The sequence below is a fragment of the Amycolatopsis sp. NPDC059235 genome, assembly GCF_042754125.1.
GTDB lineage: Bacteria > Actinomycetota > Actinomycetes > Mycobacteriales > Pseudonocardiaceae > Amycolatopsis > Amycolatopsis albidoflava.
The window spans coordinates 1-17,033 of the sequence record NZ_JBHZAG010000107.1 but is presented as its reverse complement, the minus strand read 5'-3'; the positions used below and the strand labels follow the sequence as shown (position 1 = coordinate 17,033).

The following is a 17,033-nucleotide window of genomic DNA, read 5'->3' as shown; positions in this document are numbered from 1 at the left end:
AGGAGCGGCGCGGACTCCCCGCGCCGCTCCTTCCTTTTTGGACAGTTAAGGTGATCTCTGTGCGGAAGTTCCTGCAGTTGCGGCCGGTGCGGCACATTCTCGTGACGAGCGCGGTCGTGTTCGTCGTTTGCGCGGTGGTGTTCGTGGTGCAACTGCTGGAGTTCAACAGCACCCGGCCGCGCTTGCAGGGGCTCACCGCGAACGCGACCGGAATCGTCTCGCGGGTCGACGACGCCACGGTCACGGTGCGGTTCCCGGTGCCGAACCAGCCGGAAGCGAGTGCGGCGGTCGAGCTGGACACCACTCCCCCTCCGCTGGGTACGAAGGTTCCGGTGCGCTACGACCCGTCAGCCCCTTCGCGGGCAGTTACGACCGGGGCTTCGGCATTGGTGACTGCCGACCGCGCCTCGACGTACGCGACGGTCACTGTGGTCGCAGTGCTCGCGATGCTGGCGGTGAACGGGTTCTTGCTCTTCACGCGCTTTGTGCAACCGTCGCGGCGCAAGGCTGGCTCCTCGGTGCCGATGCGTCGGGTGAAGGTACAGCGCGGCTTGCTGACCCGGTCGTGGCTGGAGACTGACACGGCGACGCCCCGGTGGATCCCGGTGTACTTCTCGCCGACGCTGATCGGCCTGCCGTCGCCCTCGCGCGTCGAGGTGCTGGGCGATCTGCGCACGGACCGCCATGTCGCCGTCCGCATCGACGGCGAGGTCCTTTATCCGGCGGGTTCGGTGCGCACTGGCGAGCCTCGCGGCCGCCGTCTGGACAACCCTTCCGCGCCGGACGAAGAACGTACGCTCGCCGCGGCCACGCCGGTTCGCCTCGCGCGGCAGTTCCGTGCCGACCTGCCGGTGCTCGCCGTCGCCCCCGTCGTAGGCGCGTTCTGGGCGCTGGTCGACGGCAGCGGATTCGCCGGATGGCTGACCGTCAGCGTGCTGATCGCCGCCTTCGGCTTCTGGTGGGCCGCCCTGCGCGGCTCAGACCCCTCGCTCTGACTCCAGCGCCGCCAGAATCTCCGCCAAATCGGCGTACGTCTCGTCTGTCTGCTTCTCCTTGAGCCGCTGCCGCTCCAGCCGTACCGCGCCGAGGTGCCGGGCTTCGTAGTACAACGCTCGCCGCCGCGCCGACGGTGACTCGTCGGGGCGTCCGTAGGTTTCCCAGAACCAATCCCGCTTCGAGCCCGTTTTCACCGAGGCCATGCGGATCGTCCAGTCCGCCGCCGGGTCGCCCCACCAGCTGCGGTCGTGGTCGAACACTCCGACGATCTCCAGCTCCGGCGTCAGCATCACGTTCACGTGCCACAGATCCCCGTGCATCAGGCGCGGTTCGGTGATCTCGTCGAGCAGCGCGGCGTCGCGCTTCGCCCACTCGGCCATCGCGCGCAGGTCCGTCCCGTCGAGGCCGAGGTCTTCGACGTCTGCCGCGTTGTCCTCGAAGTAAGAGATGAGCGCTTCGCTCCAGGTCGCGAAATGCGGCCCGGCCACGACGCCGAAACCGGGGCCGCGCACGTCGTGGATGGCGCGGGTGATGTCGCCGAGCTGGCGGAAGTACGGCGCCCGCTCCTCCGGCTCGAAACCAGAAAGGATTTCCGGGCCGGGTTCTCCGGGAAGCACGGCCTGCAGCACGTAATCCCGGCCGATGACCTGGTGCGTGAAGTCGGCCGCGAGCGTGCGCGGCATCAGCGGCGCGATCGGCGCGAAGTACGGCGCGGCAAGGTATTCGTTGCGCATGAACTGGTGCTCGATCCGCGTCTGCCGCGCCGGTTCCGGGGCGACGCGCAGGATCGCCGGGCCGTCGGCCAGCTCCACCCGGTAGGTGTTGTTGTACCCGCCCCAGCCGATTTCGACGGCGGACCGCACGTCGCTGCCGAGCGCGCGGCGGCAGAGCAGTTCGATCTGCTCGGCGGTGAGGGCTTGCTGGAACGCGTCCGAGGGCCGGTCTTTCGGCTGGAAGTCCACCCGGGCATCCTGCCACTCCGCTCAGGACAGCACGAATCCTTTACGGCTCAGCGAATCCTCGATCCGCAACCGTTCGAGGTCCCGGTCGGCGCCCTCGCGCAAGCCGTCGAGCCGGTGTTCGACGCCGATCTCGCGGCAGGCGGTGACGAGCAGTTCGTCGTACGCCTGCCGGGTGCCGATCCTTCGCGCGGCGGGCGTTCCTGCGGGAAGCTGCGCGAGCGTCCGGCGTACCCGGCGCAGGTCGGCGGCCACCTGCTCTACCGGCGGTTCGGACGGCACGGGAGCGGCGCGTCGCCGACGAAGCCAGCGGCAGAGCGCGGGAAGGCGGAGGGCAGCCCAGAACAACGCCGAGGGCGCCACGCTGACCACGGCGAACAGCAGAACCGGACCGGCCGCCACCTAGCCGAGTTTAGCCGCGGCGGCGTTTGCGCGCCCGGTTCGAGAACAGCACCGCCACGCCCGCCCCGAGCAGGACGATGCTGGCGATGACGTGCAGCTGCGGCGGCAGCACGTGCAACTGGACGAACCAGCTCGGGTGCTCCGCCCCGGCGAGCCGGTTGATCAGCCCGCCCGCGCCCTGGGCCACCAGCAGAATTCCCAGCAGCTCGATCACCGCGACGCCTCCCGCTTCGGCGCGGAGGAGCCGAAGATCCCCTGCCACAGCGGTCCGAAGACGAACCAGAGGCCAGTGAGCGTCCCGAGCCGCGGCAACCAGCCCCACAACGGTTCGGTGTGGCCCGACTTGCCGACCACCGCGATCGCGAGCAGCAACAGTCCGGCGCTGATCGCGCACGCCAGTACGCATTTGCCCCATTCGCGCCATTCCTTGCGGGTCTTCGCGCGGCCGTACAGCTTCTCCGGCCGCGGCCCGCCGGCGAATCGGTGCGCGAACCGGACGTCGGCCCACTCGACCATCGACGGCCCGAACACCACCGAGAAGCCCAGATACACCGCCGCCAGCCCGTGCGTCAGATTCGGCACCGCGCCGTTCATCAGGTCGATCACCGTGATCACCAGCAGCACCAGGTCGACCACCGGCACCAGCGCCAGCAGCACCGTGCTGGCCTTCTGCTTGCGCAGCGCGTACCGGGTCAGCAGCCCGGCCGCGATGAAGACCCAGAACCCGACCTCGCACGCCACGATGGCGGCGGTCATCGGGCTGTTCAGAAGCTCGTCCATGGGTCCACTTTCGCGGGCACCCGGCCGCCGGCGCGTCAGCGGTCGGCACGATCGGGGGGTCATCATTTCGTAGGACGACCGGGCCGCCGCGGTGTGCTGTCATGGTCGGGTGCGCTTGCGAGACCTGCGCTCGGCCCTCCCCCGGCCGCGCGAACTGCCGCAGTGGCAGCAGAACGGCCTCGTCGCGCTCGCCGTCCTCGCCGGCGGCACGATGCTGTACCTCATCGACGTCCACCGGTTGCAGGGAGACAGCGACCCGTATCCGCTCTGGATCCGTTTCGCCGAACTCGGCGCGATGTGTCTCGCCCTGTTCCTGCGCCGGACAGTGCCGTGGGGGCTGCTGATCGCCACCGGCATCGTCGGGGTCGACGTCGTGCTGGGCCTGTCGTTGCCGATCGCCGTCGCGTACACGGATTTCCTCTACACCGCGGTGCTGCACGGCTCCCGCCGCACGGCCCGGGTGCTGGTCGGAGTGACCGCCGCCGCCACGCTCGCGGTGCTGTTCGTCTTCGTCGCCATCGCGGGCTGGCGAGCGGCTGCGTTCGGCGTGTTCGGCATGCTGTCGTTCCTGCTGGTCCCGGTGTGGTGGGGCGCGAATGTGCGCCAGCAGAGCGACATAGCCGCGACCGAACGCGCCAACGCCGAGCAACTCGCGACGATCTCCGCGCTGGACCGAAAGGCGGCGGTGGCCGCCGAACGCGCGAGGATGGCCCGCGACCTGCACGACGTCGTCGCCGGGCATCTGTCGGCCATCGCCATCCAGTCGGAGGCGGCACTGTCCATGGCCGACGATCCGAAGACCGCGCAGACCGTGCTCGTCGCGGTGCGGGAGAACAGCGTGCGCGCGCTGGAAGAAATGCGCGCGATGATCGGGCTGTTGCGCTCGGAGGCCGCAGTGTCCTCGGAGGACGAGGTGACCGCTCCGGCGCGGCTGGCCGAACTGGCGAGACTGGTGGAATCGGCGCGGGCAGCGGGCATGCCGGTTACTGTGGATTCCACTGTGGACGAAGAACTCGCGTTGCCGACGGCGGTCGACCTCACCGCCTACCGGATCGCGCAAGAGGCGCTGACCAACGCGGTCAAACACGCGCCGGGCAGGCAGACGACGGTGCGGCTGCGGGTGGCCGACGGCACGCTGACCGTCGAGATCGGCAATGAACTGCCCGGCGCGCCAGCCCAGGCCGACAGCGGCGGGCACGGCTTGCTCAGCATGCGCGAGCGCGCGCACGCCGTCGGCGGCACCCTGCGGGCAGGTCCGTCCGGGCCGCGCTGGCTCGTCCACGCCGAACTTCCCCTTGCCGGAGAGGCACCATGACCATCCGAGTCCTCGTCGCCGACGACCACGGCGCCATCCGCGCCGGGCTCGCGCTCATCCTCGGCAACGCCGAGGGCATCGAGGTGGTCGGCGAAGCGGCCGACGGCGAGGTCGCGCTGCGCCAGGCCCGCGCGCTGCGACCGGACGTCGTCCTGATGGACGTCCGGATGCCCGGCACCGACGGGATCACCGCCACCCGCCAGCTGATCGCCGAGGGGCTCGCCGAAGTCCTGGTCCTCACCACCTTCGACCTCGACGAGTACGTGCACGCCGCGCTGCGCGCCGGAGCCGCCGGGTTCCTGCTGAAGTCGGTGGAGGCGCCCCGGCTGATCGAGGCGGTCCGGCTCGTCGCGGCCGGCGAGGGCGTGCTCGCCCCGCAGGTCACCAAACGGCTGATCGCCGCCTTCGCCAGCACCCCGGCCGGGCCGTCGCCCGCGCCGACGGGGCTGACGGACCTCACCGAACGCGAGCGCGAGGTGCTGGGATGCCTCGGTGCCGGGCTCTCGAACGCCGAAATCGGCACCAGGCTGTACATCGGCGAGGCGACGGTGAAGACGCACGTTTCCCGGGTACTGGCCAAGCTCGGCCTGCGTTCGCGCGTCCAGGCGGCGATCCTGGCCCAGGACCACGGCCTCACACCACCCGGATAGCCGATCTGCGCGTCCGGCCGTCACCTTCTAACGTTCCCCCATGGGTGTGCGGAGAACTCTCGACGTCGACGAAGTCCTCAAGAGGCAGGAATCCGGCGAGCTGAAGCGGCGGCTCAGGGGACGCGACCTGATCGGCTTCGGCGTCGGCATCATCATCGGCACCGGGATCTTCACCCTCGCCGGGGTCGAGGCCAAGACGCACGCCGGGCCGTCGGTGACGCTGTCGTTCGTGATCGGCGCGGTGGTCGCCGGCCTCGCCGCGCTCTGCTACGCCGAGCTGGCGTCCAGCGTGCCGACCGCGGGCAGCGCCTACACCTACGCCTTCGCCACCCTCGGCGAGATCTTCGCCTGGATCATCGGCTGGGACCTGCTGCTGGAGTTCGCGCTCGGCGCGGCCGTGGTGTCGCGCAGCTGGTCCGGCTATCTCGCGAACCTGCTCGGGCTGTCGCCGGACTGGTTCGGCGAGGACGCGAAGGTCAACGTCGGCGCGGTGCTGATCATCGCGGTGCTGACGGTCGTGGCCGTGGTCGGCATCAAGGAGTCCTCGTGGCTCACGAACGTGCTGGTGCTCGTCAAGGTCGCGGTGTGCGTGCTGATCCTCGCCGTGGGCGTGTTCTTCGTGAAGGGCTCGAACCTCACCCCGTTCGTGCCGCCCGCGCAGCCGCCGTCGAGCAGCGCGAACGCGTTGCACCAGCCAGTGGTCCAGGCCGCGCTCGGGCTCGAGCAGTCGGTGTACGGCATCGCCGGCATGGTCACCGCCGCGGCCGTCGTGTTCTTCGCCTACACCGGTTTCGAAGCGCTCGCCAACCTCGGCGAGGAGACCATCAACCCGCGCAAGGACCTCCGCGTCGGCATCCTCGGCGCGCTGGCCGTGTGCGCGGTGCTCTACATCGGGGTGTCGATCGTGCTCACCGGCATGGTCCACTACACCGACATCGACTCCGGCGCGCCGCTCGCGGACGCGTTCGACCGGGTCGGCCAGCACTGGGTCGGCGCGCTGATCTCGCTCGGCGCGGTCACCGGGCTGACGTCGGTGATGATGGTCGAACTGGTCACGATCGGCCGGATCGGCTTCGCGATGGGCCGCGACGGCCTGCTGCCGAAGGCCATCGGCACGGCGCACCCGCGCTGGGGCACGCCGCACCGGATGACCATCGGCGGGGCCGCGCTGATCGCCGTGCTGGCGGCTTTCGTGCCGATCTCGGCGCTGGCCGACATGGTCAGCATCGGCGCGCTGTCGGCGATGATCATCGTCGCGGTCGCGGTGCCGGTGCTGCGCAAACGCCGCCCGGACCTGAAGCGCCCGTTCACCGTGCCGTTCTCGCCGGTGCTGCCGATCATCGCCGCGGTGGCGTGCTTCTACCTGATGCTGAACCTCGACGTGATGACCTGGATCCGGTTCGCCGCCTGGCTCGTGATCGGCCTGCTGATCTACTTCTTCTACGGCCGCAAGCACTCCCGCTTCGCGAAGTAGCTTCAGGCCGCCCTTCAGCACCGCGCCCGCTCGTCCTCGTCGAGCGGGCGCCCGCTCGTCCCCGGCGGCTTCAGGAAGCTGGTGCCCCAGGCGAGCACGGCGGCGACGCAGGCCAAGGCGAAGCCGGTGATGATCGTGGCGGAAAGGGAGAAGCTGCCGGCAACCGCGCCCCCGACCGCCGAACCGAGCGCGATGCCGAGATTGGCCGAGGACGCGGGCAGCGCCTGCGCGAGCTGGGCGCCGGGCCCGGCGAGATCCACCACTCGGTACTGCACCACCGGCGCCGTCCCCATGCCGAACACGCCCAGCGCGAGCAGCACCACCGCGACCAGTGCCGCGACCGTGCCCACGACGTACAGCAGGAGCAGGGAGATCGCGAGCCCGCCGGTGCCGAGGATCAGCGCACGCGGGGCGTTGGCATCGGCGAGCCGGCCGCCGCCGAACGAGCCCACCGCGGTCGCCACGCCGTAGGCGAGCAGGAACACGCTGATCAGCGTGCCCGGGATACCGGTGACCTGCTCCAGGTATGGCGCGACGTAGGTCACCGCGGCGAAGAGCGCCGCGAAGGCGAGAGCGATCACCACCAGCACGGCGAGCACCCGCGGAGCGAACGCGTGCCTGGCTTGGTCGCCGAGACCGCCGCCGCTCGAAGGCACCCGGGGAACCAGGACCAGTATGGCGGCGAAGGTCAGCGCGGACAGCACCGCGATCCCGACGAACGCTCCCCGCCAGCCCAGCGCTTGACCGGCCAGCGTGCCTAGCGGAACGCCCAGCGCGGCCGACACGGTGGTTCCGGAGATGACCACCGAGATCGCCCGGCCCGCCCGTTCCGGCGGAACGATCGAGGTGCCGATTTCGAACGCGGCAGCGATGAACAGCCCGCCCGCCGCGCCTCCGAGCGCCCGTGCCGCGATCAGCAGGCTGTAATCGGCGCTCAGCACCAGAACCAGGTTCGCCGCGGCGAATCCGGCCGTCGAGCCGGCGAGGATCGTCCGCTTGCCGAGCCTGACCGTCAGCGCGGTCAGGAGCGGCCCGCCCAGCGCGACGCCGAGCGCTTGCGCGGTCACCAGCATCCCGGCTGATTGGAGGGAGACGCCGAGGTCGGCGGCGACCAGGTTCAGCACGCCCGGAACCAGCAACTCGGTGACGCCCATGACGAAAGTGCCGAGGAACAGGACGGTCAGGATCAGTTTCGCCCGGTTCGGGCTCGAGGCGGTCACCGGGCGACCGTTCCGTCCGGCGTGCGGCCGACAGGGAGTTCGGCGGTGAAGTCCGAGTACGTGGTCATGTGCGGTCCGGCATCCTTTCGCAACTAAGTGGTTGCGATAGTATGGCAACCACTTAGTTGCGTCAATCCGGACCGTCTCGCGCCCGCTACCGCGTCCCGGCGACGCCGAGATGCACGCGGAGGTGCCGCGGATTCTCGACCTCGTCGAGCAAGGCCACGGCGAAATCGGCGTACGAGATCTTGACCGAGAGGTCGCCGTGCTCGCCGATCTCGTAGCGGCCGGTGCGCTCGCCGTCGTGGTCGAAGTCGCCGACCGGGCTGACGTACGCCCAGTCCAGCCCGGCGCCTTCGGCGCGCAGCACCTCGAGCCCCGCCGCGTGCGCCAGGCAGAATGGCCGGAACTCGGCCGGAATCGAGTCCAGCACCGGGGTTCCGTCGGCGGCGGGCAGCAGCGTGGACAGCCCGACCGCGACCAGCCGCTTTACCCCGGCCTGCGGCAACCCGGCGGCGAGAGCGCGTGCGGCACCGGTGAAGAACGCGTCCGGGTCGGTGCCTTCCCCGTAGACCGCGGCCGCGTTGACGGCCGCGTCATGTCCAGCGGCGAGGGCCGCGACGTCTGCCGGATTGGTGACATCGCCAGCGACGACGTCGGCCAAATCGCGGTAGCGCGCGGGATCTCGGACCACAGCGGTGACTTCGTGTCCGCGCCGCCGCGCCTCGGCGACGGCCTGCCGTCCGGCCCGGCCGCCCGCGCCGAAGATGACGATCTTGCTCATCGTGGGAATACCTCCTGGAGTGTCGATGCTCTGGAAGGTAGCCAGGGGGCCGGTTCCCTCCGGGATACTGCGAGGAGAGCGCGATGACCGTTCGGCAGCCGTCGGAGCCATTGGAGCCATTGCCTCCCGACCTGTTCGAGGAGCTGTGCCCGTCCGCGATGGTGCCGTTCCGCTTCGGGGACAAGTGGTCCGCGCTGGTGATCCGCTGCCTGGAGGACGGGCCGCGGCGGTTCTCCGAACTGCGGGTGCCGTTGCGTCGCGTCACGCCGAAGGTGCTGACCCAGACCCTGCGCGGCCTCGAACGTTCCGGGCTGGTGTCCCGCACGGCGCATGCCGATCCGGCGTCGGGGGTGGAGTACGCGCTGACGCCGCTGGGCCGCAGCCTGCTGGAGCCGATGCGGGTGGTGTACGGCTGGGTCGCGGAGCATTGGGAGGAACTGCTGGACGCGCAGGAGCGTTACGACGCGCCGCCGCTGCGCAACCCGGCGTAGGAAACCGCCTGCGCCAACGCCTCCGCGTGCCCGGCGTCCGCCACCAGCAGCACCGATTCCAGCCCCGCCGCGACCCATTCCACCGGCTGGTCGTGCACGCCTTCGTCGCCCAGTTCGCGGTAAGTGTCCACAACGGACAGCAGCGTTCCCTCCGCGCCGAGCCGCACTCCGGCGATCAGCACGTGGTGCGGCGCGGGCGGCCGCCACCGGTTCGTCCACAGTGGAGGGATGCCGGTGTCGAGATAGTCCAGCAGCGCGCGTTCCGGTGTGTCCGGCGCGCCCAGTTCCGCCGGGTCGACCCGTGCCAGCACCGCCACGCGCGGCAGTTCCCACAGGCCCAGCAGCAAATCCGAGACCGTCGAAGCGCGCCACTCCCCCGCTGCCGGAACCACCGCCAGCTGCTCCCCGGACAACGTCCGGATCGCCGAGGCCAACCCGTACAGCGAAGTGCCCGCGGCCGTCTCGTCGAGAGGAATCGGAAGCCGGAACTCGTTGCGGGACAACGCACCTGCCGGGAGGCTGGCCGGCGCGCGCACCGTCCCCGCAGCAATCGCGACCTCGTCCTGGTCGGGCACCGCGATGTCCGCCGCGCGCAACGCCACCAGTGCGGTGAAGGCCGCCGCCAAGCCGTCCTTCTGCGGCAGTTCCGCCCGGGCTTCGGCGACCAGGCGCGCACCGCCGGGAAGCCAGTGGACGTCGGAAAGCCCCGTGTTCAGTACCGCCACAGATGCGCCGCCACGATCTCCTCGGGCGCCCGCTCGGCGGCCCACGCCGCGTCCGAGGCGCGCACCGCGCGGAACGCGCCGAGCAGCTCGTCCCCCAGCGCCCCGGACACGCGCGGATTCGCCAGCAGCGCAGTGTCCTGTTCGGACGGACTCGCCGGCAGCGGCAGCACGCCCGCGGTGTTCCGTTCCCCTTCGCTCCAGCCGCCCGGATCCTCCGCGATCGGCTCCGGCAGCACCGCCGAATCCTCGATCCCGGCCATCCCGGCGGCGAGCACGACCGCCAGCGCGAGATACGGGTTGGCCGACGCGTCCGACGTCTTCAGCTCGACATTCGCGTGCTCCGTCCCGAGCAGCGCCGTGCCCGGGACGTACCGCAGCGGCGCTTCGCGGTTCTCCACTCCCCAAAACGCATAAGCACCAGCGAAAAACCCCGGCCGCAACCGCATCGTCGACGGCACGCTCGGCGCCGTGATCGCGGTCAGCGCGGGCAAATCCCGCAGCAGCCCGCCAAGGTAGGCCGCGCCTTCGCCTTCCGGTACGCCGTCGCCGGCCAGGAGGTTTCGGCCCTTGCGACGGACGGAAGTGTGCAGATGCCAGCCGTTCCCGGCCGCGCCGAGGCCGATCATCGGCGCGAAACTCGCCACGAGGCCGTGTGCGTGCGCGGCCGCGTGGATCGTCTGGCGGGCCAGCAGCTGATCGTCCGACGCGGACACCGGATCCGTGACCGCGAGCGACAATTCCAGCTGCGCCACGCCGTATTCCGCGTGCAACTGGCCGATCTGCAGGCCGTTGGCGGCGAAATCATGCAGCAGCGCCGCGATGAACTCGTCCAGGCAGATCAGCGCGTGCGGGCTGTACGCGGGACCGCGATGCCCCGGCGCGGACACGACGTCCTCGCTGCCCGCCGGCGCGACGGAGAACTCCAGCTCGTACCCGGCGCGGAACTCGAGACCGCGCTGCGCCGCCTCGGCGACGTGGCGCTCCAGCACGGAACGCTGGCAGTACGGCCACGGCGATCCGTCCGCGGCGAGCTGCCGCACCGGCGCCCAGGCGAGCGCGGGCTGTCCGGCGAGCCTGCGGAGCCGTTCCACGACCGGCACGAGCCGGATGTCGCCGGACGGCGTGCCGAGGCCGGAATGGGCGTAGGTGATGGCGTCGTGGCTGTCGAAGACCGCGAACAGCGAGGTCGCGCCGACGCCGCGGACCGCCGCGTCGGCCAGTCCGCCGACCGGGACCACGCGCGAACGCGGGATGCCGTTGTTGTCCGCCCAGGCCAGGTGGACGCCACCGACCCCCGCCGCGGCCAGGTCCTTCGCCGCCGCCGACGCCGCCTTGGTCATGGCAACCTCCTCGGGCTCGGGATCAGTATCGCGGGCCGGGGCCGCCCGGGCCATCCGCGAGTCTTCACCCGGGCGGCTCAGTGACCGGTCCGTTGTCGTCCCGGCTGCGCAACGCCACGCCCGCGACGACCGCGAGCGTCCCGGCCGCTTCGACCGCACTGGGCACCTGCGCGAGCACCACGAACCCGACGACCCCCGCCGTCACCGGCAGCAACGCGAGCAGCACCGCGAACCGAGCCTGCCCGAGCCGGCGCAGGACCACTTGGTCGAGCGCGTACGGCACAACGGTCGACAGCACCCCGACGCCGATCCCGAGCAGCAGCATGCGTGGCGAACCCCACATTTCCCCGGTGCCGAACGCGAGCGGCGACAGCGCGACAGTCGCCACCACGAACCCGACCGCCAGCGAATCCAGCCCGTCCCCGCCGATCGCGACCCGCTTGCCGAGCACGATGTACCCCGCCCAGGCAGCCGCCGCGGCCAGCGCGAACACGACGCCGAGCGGACTGCCCGCGATCCGCACGTCCGCGATCGCGACCACGCCGAGGGCCACCAGGACCAGCGCGATCAGGTCCCGCCGCGTCCGCGACCCGACCGCGGCCACGACGACCGGCCCGACGAACTCCAGCGCGACCACCGTTCCCAGCGGCAGCCGTGCGATGGCCTCGTAAAAGACCACGTTCATCCCGGCGGTGACGACCCCGAAAGCCCCCGCGAGCAGCAGCCGCTTGCCCCGCCAGGCGGCCTTCGGCGGCCGCCGCCACACCAGCAGCACGACGGCCGCCCCGAGACAGCGCAGCCACGCGACCCCGGACGGCGTGGCGTGCCCGAAGAGGTCGACCGCGATGGCCGCACCGGCATACATCGAAATTCCGCTGAGAACGAACAAGACCGGTGCCGGAATCGCGTTCACGCGTTTCCTGGAGAGTGCGATGCCCACTCCCGCATGGTGCCTGACCACGGAAAACGCGCTGCTTCGGGTGGTCTGGTCCTACGGAGTGGAACATCGTTGCGGCAACCGGGCTAATTCGGCGTGACGCACCTCCCACCGGCGCGGGAACACTTGCGGGCCGCCAAACGTCTGCAAGAGTGGAAGCACGAACACCGCGGAGCCGGAAGCGATCCCCGCCGAAGGCATCGAGACCGAAGTGGGCGTAGCTGGATCGAGGCACCGGGCGACCGGTGCCGGGACGGAGGGAGACCCCCATGACAACACCGACGCTCACCCGCCCCGAATTGACCGCAGCCGACCGATGCGACCGGTGCGGAGCAGCAGCTCAGGTACGCGCTGTCCTCAGCTCCGGAGGCGAGCTGCTCTTCTGCGGGCACCACGCCCGCGAGCACGAGGCCAAGCTCAAGGAACTGGCCGCGGAGATCCAGAAGTAGATCGCTCACCGACAGATTCGACCCCGGAGGCGGCAGGCGCGACGTGCGCTTGCCGCCTTCGGCGTTTCCGGACGAGGTGATCGGGCGGGACGGGGCGGCGGGTTTCGCGCCCTCGGGTTTGTACGGCCTCGGTGCCTGCCGTTTGGGCGTGAGCCGCCCCCTCACAGGGATGCTTTCCCGCCCCATCAACCAAGCGAACAGCCTCCTGCTAGGTCCGTGAAGGGCTCCTTGAAGGAATCTGATTCCTTCAAGGAGCCCTTCACGGACCTCAGACGCAGCAGGCCCCACGAAGCTCGTCGCCTCCCGCTGACGTACGTGAGGGGAACCCTGAGGGACTCTGAGTCCCTCAGGGTTCCCCTCACGTACGTCCAAAAAGCCCACCCGCACCCAGTGCACTCACCCAAGCGGGGCACCCAGCCCCCTCCCGCACCCCGATACGAAGCCGAAATGCGGGCGGGGGGGGGGGGGTGGTGGGGGGGTGGGGGCGCCCCGCTTTCCGCGGCCCCCCTTTTCTGTTTTTCTGCTCCGAACCTCTGCGAGCCCGCCCGGCCGTCGTGTTGGATGTGCCCGGTCGGAATGTTTCTTTCGGGTTTGCGAGGTATCACGTGAGCGTCCCGCCGCACGGGCACGGACCGCAGCCGGGCTACGGCCAGAACGGGCCGTCGCCGTTCCAGCAGCACTACGGCCCGGGCGGGATGCCGCCGCAGCAGAGCCCGAAGCGAAACTTCCCGACCAGGACCGTCGTGCTCGTCGCCGTCGCGGTGGTGGTCGTGGCGGCGGGGGTCGTCATCGGGTTCTTCGCGTTCGGCAACTCGACCAGCAACACCCACGCGAGCGACTGCATGCACATCGAGAAGTCCGGCTCGACCACGACGACGAAAACCGTCGACTGCGCCGACCCCGGAGCGAACGTCAAGGTCGCCGTCGTCCGCGCCAACCGGAGCGGAACCTGCCCGCGCGGCGACTACTACCGCTACACCACCGGCGGCAAGAACCGCCGCGTGCTCTGCCTCGTCCCCAATGTGCAGCAGGGGGATTGCCTCTCCGGGCTCCAGACCGCCACGACGACGTACCAGAAGGTGCCGTGCACCGATCCGCAGAAGAACGCGGAGATCGTCAAGCTGGTGCCCGGCGCCAAGGACCGCTCAGCGTGCGAGGGCAGCGGTTCGACCGCCGCCCGCTGGTACTCCGATCCCGAGGAAGCCATCTGCATCAAGAGCTGACGGGGGCGGTACAAAGGGGCCGTCCGGACGCCCGGTTTCGGCCGTTCGTCGCACTCCGTGAGACAGGCTGCGTCCGGGCCTCACCGGGACCTAACGTGGATCGCCGCCCGCCGCCGGGCGGGACCCGTTAATCCCCGACACCCCCAGGAGACGTGGTGGCGACCACCGATTCCCCTGTCGAAGAGCGAAAACTCCTCGATTTCCCAACCTCCTGCGCGGCTCCGGCGCCTCAACCGGAGGAGCCGGTCAAGGTCATCCCGCTGGCCGTCGCCGCGGTGCTCGCGGTCGGGCTGACCGCGTACGTCTGGGCCGCGCACGGCGCGAAATTCGGGGTCCTGCTCGTGCTGGGACTGCTGCTCGGCCTCGCCCTTTTCCACTCCCGCTTCGGTTTCACGTCCGCCTGGCGGCAGCTGATCGCCGTCGGCAACGGCGAAGGCCTGCGCGCGCACACCCTTCTGCTCGGCACGGCCGCGACGCTCATTGCCCTCATCTGCGGCACCGGCGCGGGCCTCTTCGGCAGCAAACCGCTGCCGGTGGCGAACGTCGGGCCGATCGGGCTCGCGTTGTTCGTCGGGGCCACGCTGTTCGCGATCGGCATGCAACTCGGCGGCGCGTGCGCGTCCGGGACGCTCTTCGCGGTCGGGGCCGGGCAGTCGACGATCGTGCTGACTCTCGGCGGTTTCATCACCGGTTCGGTCCTCTACACGTGGGGTTACCCGCTTTTCACCGGCTGGCCGCAGGTTTCCGGATTCCTGCTGTCGGACCACGTCGGCTGGTTCGGCTCGTGGGCGATCACGATCGCCGTCCTCGTCGCGATCGTCCTCGCGACCCGGATCGTGCAGAAGCGCCGCGTGCCGCCGCCGGTCGACACCGTGCCGACCGCGCGCGGGTTCGCCCGGATCTTCCGCGGCTCGTGGCCGATCCTCGTCGGCGCGGTGGTGCTCGGCGTGCTGGCCGGCGCGGTGTACCTGGTTTCCGGCGGCATCTGGGGCGTCACGAGCGCGTTCAGCCTGTGGGGCGCGAAAATTCTCCAGGTGTTCGGCCTGCACCCGGAGCAGTGGGAGTTCTGGCAGCTGAAGGCGAACGCGACGTCGCTGTCCAAGCCGATCTGGCAGGACAAGACGAGCCTCACCGACATCGGCATCATGATCGGCGCGTTCGTCGCCGCGGCGGCCGCGGGCGCGTGGAAGATCCACAGCTCGATCCCGTGGCGCACCGCCGTCGCCGCGATTCTCGGCGGAATCCTGATGGGCATCGGCGCGCGGCTGGCGAACGGCTGCAACATCGGCGCGTATCTGGGCGGCATTTCCGTCGGCAGCCTGCACGGCTGGCTGTGGGGCGCGTTCGCGCTTTTCGGCACCTGGATCGGGCTGAAACTGCGGCCGTTGTTCGGTTTGGGCAACCCCGTGCGCACGGACAGTATCTGCTGACCCCGGTGGGGGCTTTTCGCAGGTCATCGTGACTGGGCGAAAAGTCCCCACGTATTTCGTCCGGCAGGGAAAAAGGCTGCGTCCCCGCTTGCCGCTCGGCTAGTCTGGAGCGCGCGCAAGGGGGAACCGCTGTCGTATCGTCGCGTCGCGGGCTTGCGCTTCACCACTAACAGATGGGGTTCCGCATGTCCGCACCAGCGACTCCGGCCGCGCCGGATGCCGGTGACAAACTCGACCGGGGAGTGCTGAAGGTCGCCTCCGTGGTGGTGCTCGGCGCCATCATGGCGATCCTCGACACCACCGTGGTCAACGTCGCGCTTCAGAAGCTCACCATTCAGTTCACCACGTCCTTCGACACCATCCAGTGGGTCGCGACCGGCTACATGCTGGCGCTGGCGACGGTCATCCCGGTCACCGGATGGGCGTCCGACCGGTTCGGCACGAAGCGGCTGTACCTGCTCGCGATCGGCACCTTCCTGGTCGGCTCGATGCTGGCCGGACTCGCCTGGAACGTCGAATCGCTGATCGCGTTCCGCGTCGTGCAGGGCCTCGGCGGCGGCATGCTGATGCCCGCGGGCATGACGATCCTGACCCGCGCGGCCGGTCCGCAACGCATCGGCCGGGTCATGGCGGTGCTGGGCGTGCCGATGCTGCTCGGCCCGATCTGCGGCCCGATCCTCGGCGGCTGGCTGGTCGACCAGGTGAGCTGGCGCTGGATCTTCTACATCAACGTCCCGATCGGACTGATCGCTTTCCTGCTCGCGGTGCGGATGCTGCCGAAGGACAACCCGGAACCAGGCAACCGGTTCGACTTCGTCGGCATGCTGATGGTGTCGCCGGGTCTGGCCGCGCTGATCTTCGGCGTCTCCCGGATTCCGTCCACCGGCACCGTCGCCGACCTCGAGGTGTGGCTGCCCGCGCTGGCCGGCATCGTGCTGCTGGTCGCGTTCGTCCTCCGCGCGCGGACCATGGAACACCCGCTGATCGACCTGAAGCTGTTCCGCAACCGGTCGTTCTCGGTCGCGATGATCACCATGGCGGTGTTCTGCGTCGGGTTCTTCGGGGCGATGCTGTTGCTGCCCACGTATTTCGTGCTGGTGCGCGGTGAAAGCGCACTGAACGCGGGTCTTCTGCTGGCTCCGCAGGGCCTTGGCGCGATGCTGGCGATGCCGATCACCGGACGGCTGGCGGACAAGATCGCGCCGCGCCGGATCGTGGTGCCCGGCCTGGTCCTGATCGCGCTGGGCATGGTGGTGTTCACTCAGGTCACCGCGACCACGCCGTACTGGCAGCTGCTGGCCGCGCTGTTCGTGATGGGCATCGGCATGGGCTGCACGATGATGCCGATCACCTCGGCCGCGCTGCAGACGTTGCAGTCCAAGGACATGGCGAAGGCCTCGACCGCGACGAACATCCTGCAGCAGACCGCGGGCGCGATCGGATCCGCGGTGATGTCGATCATCCTGGCGGCGCTGCTCGCCGGAAAGTTCGGCGTCCCGACGAGCCAGGGCCAGCTGGTCGCCACCGCGGCGACGATGAACCCGGCCACCCACGACGCCGCGGCCGGCCTGGCGGGCGAGTCGTTCGCGACGACGTTCCTGTGGGGCACGGTCCTGCTGGCGCTGTGCCTGGTGCCCGCGTTCTTCCTGCCGAAGAAGCGCGTCGTGCCCACGGAGACGGAAACCGACGAGGTCGCTCCGCCGGTGCTGATGCACTGACGCTTCACCTGGAAAGGGCCGTCCGCGTTGCGCTCGCGGGCGGCCCTTTCTCGTTGCTCAAGCGGAAATGCGCCCCCGAGGTCCGTGAGGGGAACCCTGAGGGAATCAGAGTCCCTCAGGGTTACCCGCACGGTCGTTTG

General features: G+C 70.2%; 18 protein-coding genes. 9 read left to right on the top strand and 9 right to left on the bottom strand.

Going from position 1 to position 17,033, the window contains the following annotated elements:
• Positions 1–59 precede the first annotated feature (59 nt).
• Positions 60–995 (top strand): hypothetical protein, encoded by a 936-nt coding sequence (locus ACFXI3_RS41110; protein WP_378407107.1) that lies wholly within the window; start codon positions 60–62, stop codon positions 993–995.
• Here the strand turns inward: ACFXI3_RS41110 and ACFXI3_RS41105 are convergent.
• Genes ACFXI3_RS41105 through ACFXI3_RS41090 form a run of 4 tightly spaced genes read right to left on the bottom strand, consistent with a single transcriptional unit; the run spans position 978 to position 3,137 of the window.
• Complete coding sequence (locus ACFXI3_RS41105) at positions 978–1,958, bottom strand: phosphotransferase family protein (RefSeq protein WP_378407106.1); 981 nt, start codon at positions 1,956–1,958, stop codon at positions 978–980. The two genes, ACFXI3_RS41110 and ACFXI3_RS41105, sit on opposite strands and share 18 nt — an antisense overlap.
• Before the next feature lie 21 nt (positions 1,959–1,979).
• Positions 1,980–2,357: a hypothetical protein gene (locus ACFXI3_RS41100; protein WP_378407104.1), complete on the bottom strand. Its 378-nt coding sequence runs from the start codon at positions 2,355–2,357 to the stop codon at positions 1,980–1,982.
• A 10-nt stretch (positions 2,358–2,367) separates the two neighbouring features.
• Positions 2,368–2,571, bottom strand: coding sequence for a hypothetical protein (locus ACFXI3_RS41095; RefSeq protein ID WP_344267592.1), 204 nt, complete (start codon positions 2,569–2,571; stop codon positions 2,368–2,370).
• A complete protein-coding gene (locus ACFXI3_RS41090) occupies positions 2,568–3,137 on the bottom strand; it encodes a hypothetical protein (RefSeq protein WP_378407102.1) in 570 nt (189 codons plus the stop codon). The genes ACFXI3_RS41095 and ACFXI3_RS41090 overlap by 4 nt, the downstream gene beginning before the upstream one ends.
• A 124-nt stretch (positions 3,138–3,261) precedes the next feature.
• Between ACFXI3_RS41090 and ACFXI3_RS41085 the strand changes: the two genes are divergently transcribed.
• Genes ACFXI3_RS41085 through ACFXI3_RS41075 form a run of 3 tightly spaced genes read left to right on the top strand, consistent with a single transcriptional unit; the run spans position 3,262 to position 6,576 of the window.
• Positions 3,262–4,452, top strand: a complete 1,191-nt coding sequence (locus ACFXI3_RS41085; protein ID WP_378407120.1) for a sensor histidine kinase — start codon at positions 3,262–3,264, stop codon at positions 4,450–4,452.
• Positions 4,449–5,102 (top strand): response regulator transcription factor, encoded by a 654-nt coding sequence (locus tag ACFXI3_RS41080; RefSeq protein WP_344267598.1) that lies wholly within the window; start codon positions 4,449–4,451, stop codon positions 5,100–5,102. Before ACFXI3_RS41085 ends, ACFXI3_RS41080 begins: the two co-directional genes overlap by 4 nt.
• Positions 5,103–5,142: 40 nt before the next feature.
• Positions 5,143–6,576, top strand: a complete 1,434-nt coding sequence (locus ACFXI3_RS41075; protein WP_344267600.1) for an amino acid permease — start codon at positions 5,143–5,145, stop codon at positions 6,574–6,576.
• A gap of 14 nt (positions 6,577–6,590) precedes the next feature.
• Here ACFXI3_RS41075 and ACFXI3_RS41070 read toward each other — a convergent pair whose 3' ends face one another.
• Complete coding sequence (locus ACFXI3_RS41070; RefSeq protein ID WP_378407100.1) at positions 6,591–7,796, bottom strand: MFS transporter; 1,206 nt, start codon at positions 7,794–7,796, stop codon at positions 6,591–6,593.
• Between the two features lie 154 nt (positions 7,797–7,950).
• The gene (locus ACFXI3_RS41065) at positions 7,951–8,691 is read right to left on the bottom strand and encodes an NAD(P)-dependent oxidoreductase (protein ID WP_378407098.1); all 741 of its coding nucleotides are present in this window, start codon (positions 8,689–8,691) and stop codon (positions 7,951–7,953) included.
• Between ACFXI3_RS41065 and ACFXI3_RS41060 the strand changes: the two genes are divergently transcribed.
• Positions 8,664–9,071, top strand: a complete 408-nt coding sequence (locus ACFXI3_RS41060) for a winged helix-turn-helix transcriptional regulator (RefSeq protein WP_378407096.1) — start codon at positions 8,664–8,666, stop codon at positions 9,069–9,071. The genes ACFXI3_RS41065 and ACFXI3_RS41060 overlap by 28 nt on opposite strands.
• On the opposite strand, the gene ACFXI3_RS41055 is transcribed toward ACFXI3_RS41060, so the two are convergent.
• The 3 genes from ACFXI3_RS41055 to ACFXI3_RS41045 form a co-directional block, all read right to left on the bottom strand.
• Positions 9,038–9,796, bottom strand: coding sequence for a DUF6885 family protein (locus ACFXI3_RS41055; protein WP_378407094.1), 759 nt, complete (start codon positions 9,794–9,796; stop codon positions 9,038–9,040). The two genes, ACFXI3_RS41060 and ACFXI3_RS41055, sit on opposite strands and share 34 nt — an antisense overlap.
• The gene (locus tag ACFXI3_RS41050; protein ID WP_378407092.1) at positions 9,784–11,136 is read right to left on the bottom strand and encodes a glutamine synthetase; all 1,353 of its coding nucleotides are present in this window, start codon (positions 11,134–11,136) and stop codon (positions 9,784–9,786) included. Before ACFXI3_RS41050 ends, ACFXI3_RS41055 begins: the two co-directional genes overlap by 13 nt.
• A 64-nt stretch (positions 11,137–11,200) precedes the next feature.
• Entirely contained in the window at positions 11,201–12,001 is an 801-nt protein-coding gene (locus ACFXI3_RS41045; protein ID WP_344268504.1) for an EamA family transporter, read from the bottom strand.
• A 341-nt stretch (positions 12,002–12,342) separates the two neighbouring features.
• Here ACFXI3_RS41045 and ACFXI3_RS41040 point away from each other — a divergent pair, with 341 nt between their 5' ends.
• The 4 genes from ACFXI3_RS41040 to ACFXI3_RS41025 all read left to right on the top strand — a co-directional run bounded on the left by ACFXI3_RS41040 (position 12,343) and on the right by ACFXI3_RS41025 (position 16,893).
• Positions 12,343–12,522: a hypothetical protein gene (locus ACFXI3_RS41040; protein WP_037358805.1), complete on the top strand. Its 180-nt coding sequence runs from the start codon at positions 12,343–12,345 to the stop codon at positions 12,520–12,522.
• A 605-nt stretch (positions 12,523–13,127) separates the two neighbouring features.
• Complete coding sequence (locus ACFXI3_RS41035) at positions 13,128–13,745, top strand: hypothetical protein (RefSeq protein WP_378407090.1); 618 nt, start codon at positions 13,128–13,130, stop codon at positions 13,743–13,745.
• Between the two features lie 152 nt (positions 13,746–13,897).
• Positions 13,898–15,175: a YeeE/YedE family protein gene (locus ACFXI3_RS41030; protein WP_378407088.1), complete on the top strand. Its 1,278-nt coding sequence runs from the start codon at positions 13,898–13,900 to the stop codon at positions 15,173–15,175.
• A 185-nt stretch (positions 15,176–15,360) separates the two neighbouring features.
• Positions 15,361–16,893 carry a DHA2 family efflux MFS transporter permease subunit gene (locus ACFXI3_RS41025; RefSeq protein WP_378407086.1) on the top strand — a complete coding sequence of 511 codons (1,533 nt, stop codon included), beginning with the start codon at positions 15,361–15,363 and terminating at the stop codon, positions 16,891–16,893.
• Positions 16,894–17,033 lie beyond the last annotated feature (140 nt).

Excerpts from the sequence above, each read along its gene's own strand:
- ACFXI3_RS41090 (WP_378407102.1), bottom strand. The coding sequence starts at position 3,137 with ATGGACGAGCTTCTGAACAGCCCGATGACCGCCGCCATCGTGGCGTGC.
- ACFXI3_RS41080 (WP_344267598.1), top strand. The coding sequence starts at position 4,449 with ATGACCATCCGAGTCCTCGTCGCCGACGACCACGGCGCCATCCGCGCC.
- ACFXI3_RS41075 (WP_344267600.1), top strand. The coding sequence starts at position 5,143 with ATGGGTGTGCGGAGAACTCTCGACGTCGACGAAGTCCTCAAGAGGCAG.
- ACFXI3_RS41060 (WP_378407096.1), top strand. The coding sequence starts at position 8,664 with ATGACCGTTCGGCAGCCGTCGGAGCCATTGGAGCCATTGCCTCCCGAC.
- ACFXI3_RS41065 (WP_378407098.1), bottom strand. The coding sequence starts at position 8,691 with ATGGCTCCGACGGCTGCCGAACGGTCATCGCGCTCTCCTCGCAGTATC.
- ACFXI3_RS41050 (WP_378407092.1), bottom strand. The coding sequence starts at position 11,136 with ATGACCAAGGCGGCGTCGGCGGCGGCGAAGGACCTGGCCGCGGCGGGG.
- ACFXI3_RS41045 (WP_344268504.1), bottom strand. The coding sequence starts at position 12,001 with ATGTATGCCGGTGCGGCCATCGCGGTCGACCTCTTCGGGCACGCCACG.
- ACFXI3_RS41040 (WP_037358805.1), top strand. The coding sequence starts at position 12,343 with ATGACAACACCGACGCTCACCCGCCCCGAATTGACCGCAGCCGACCGA.
- ACFXI3_RS41025 (WP_378407086.1), top strand. The coding sequence starts at position 15,361 with ATGTCCGCACCAGCGACTCCGGCCGCGCCGGATGCCGGTGACAAACTC.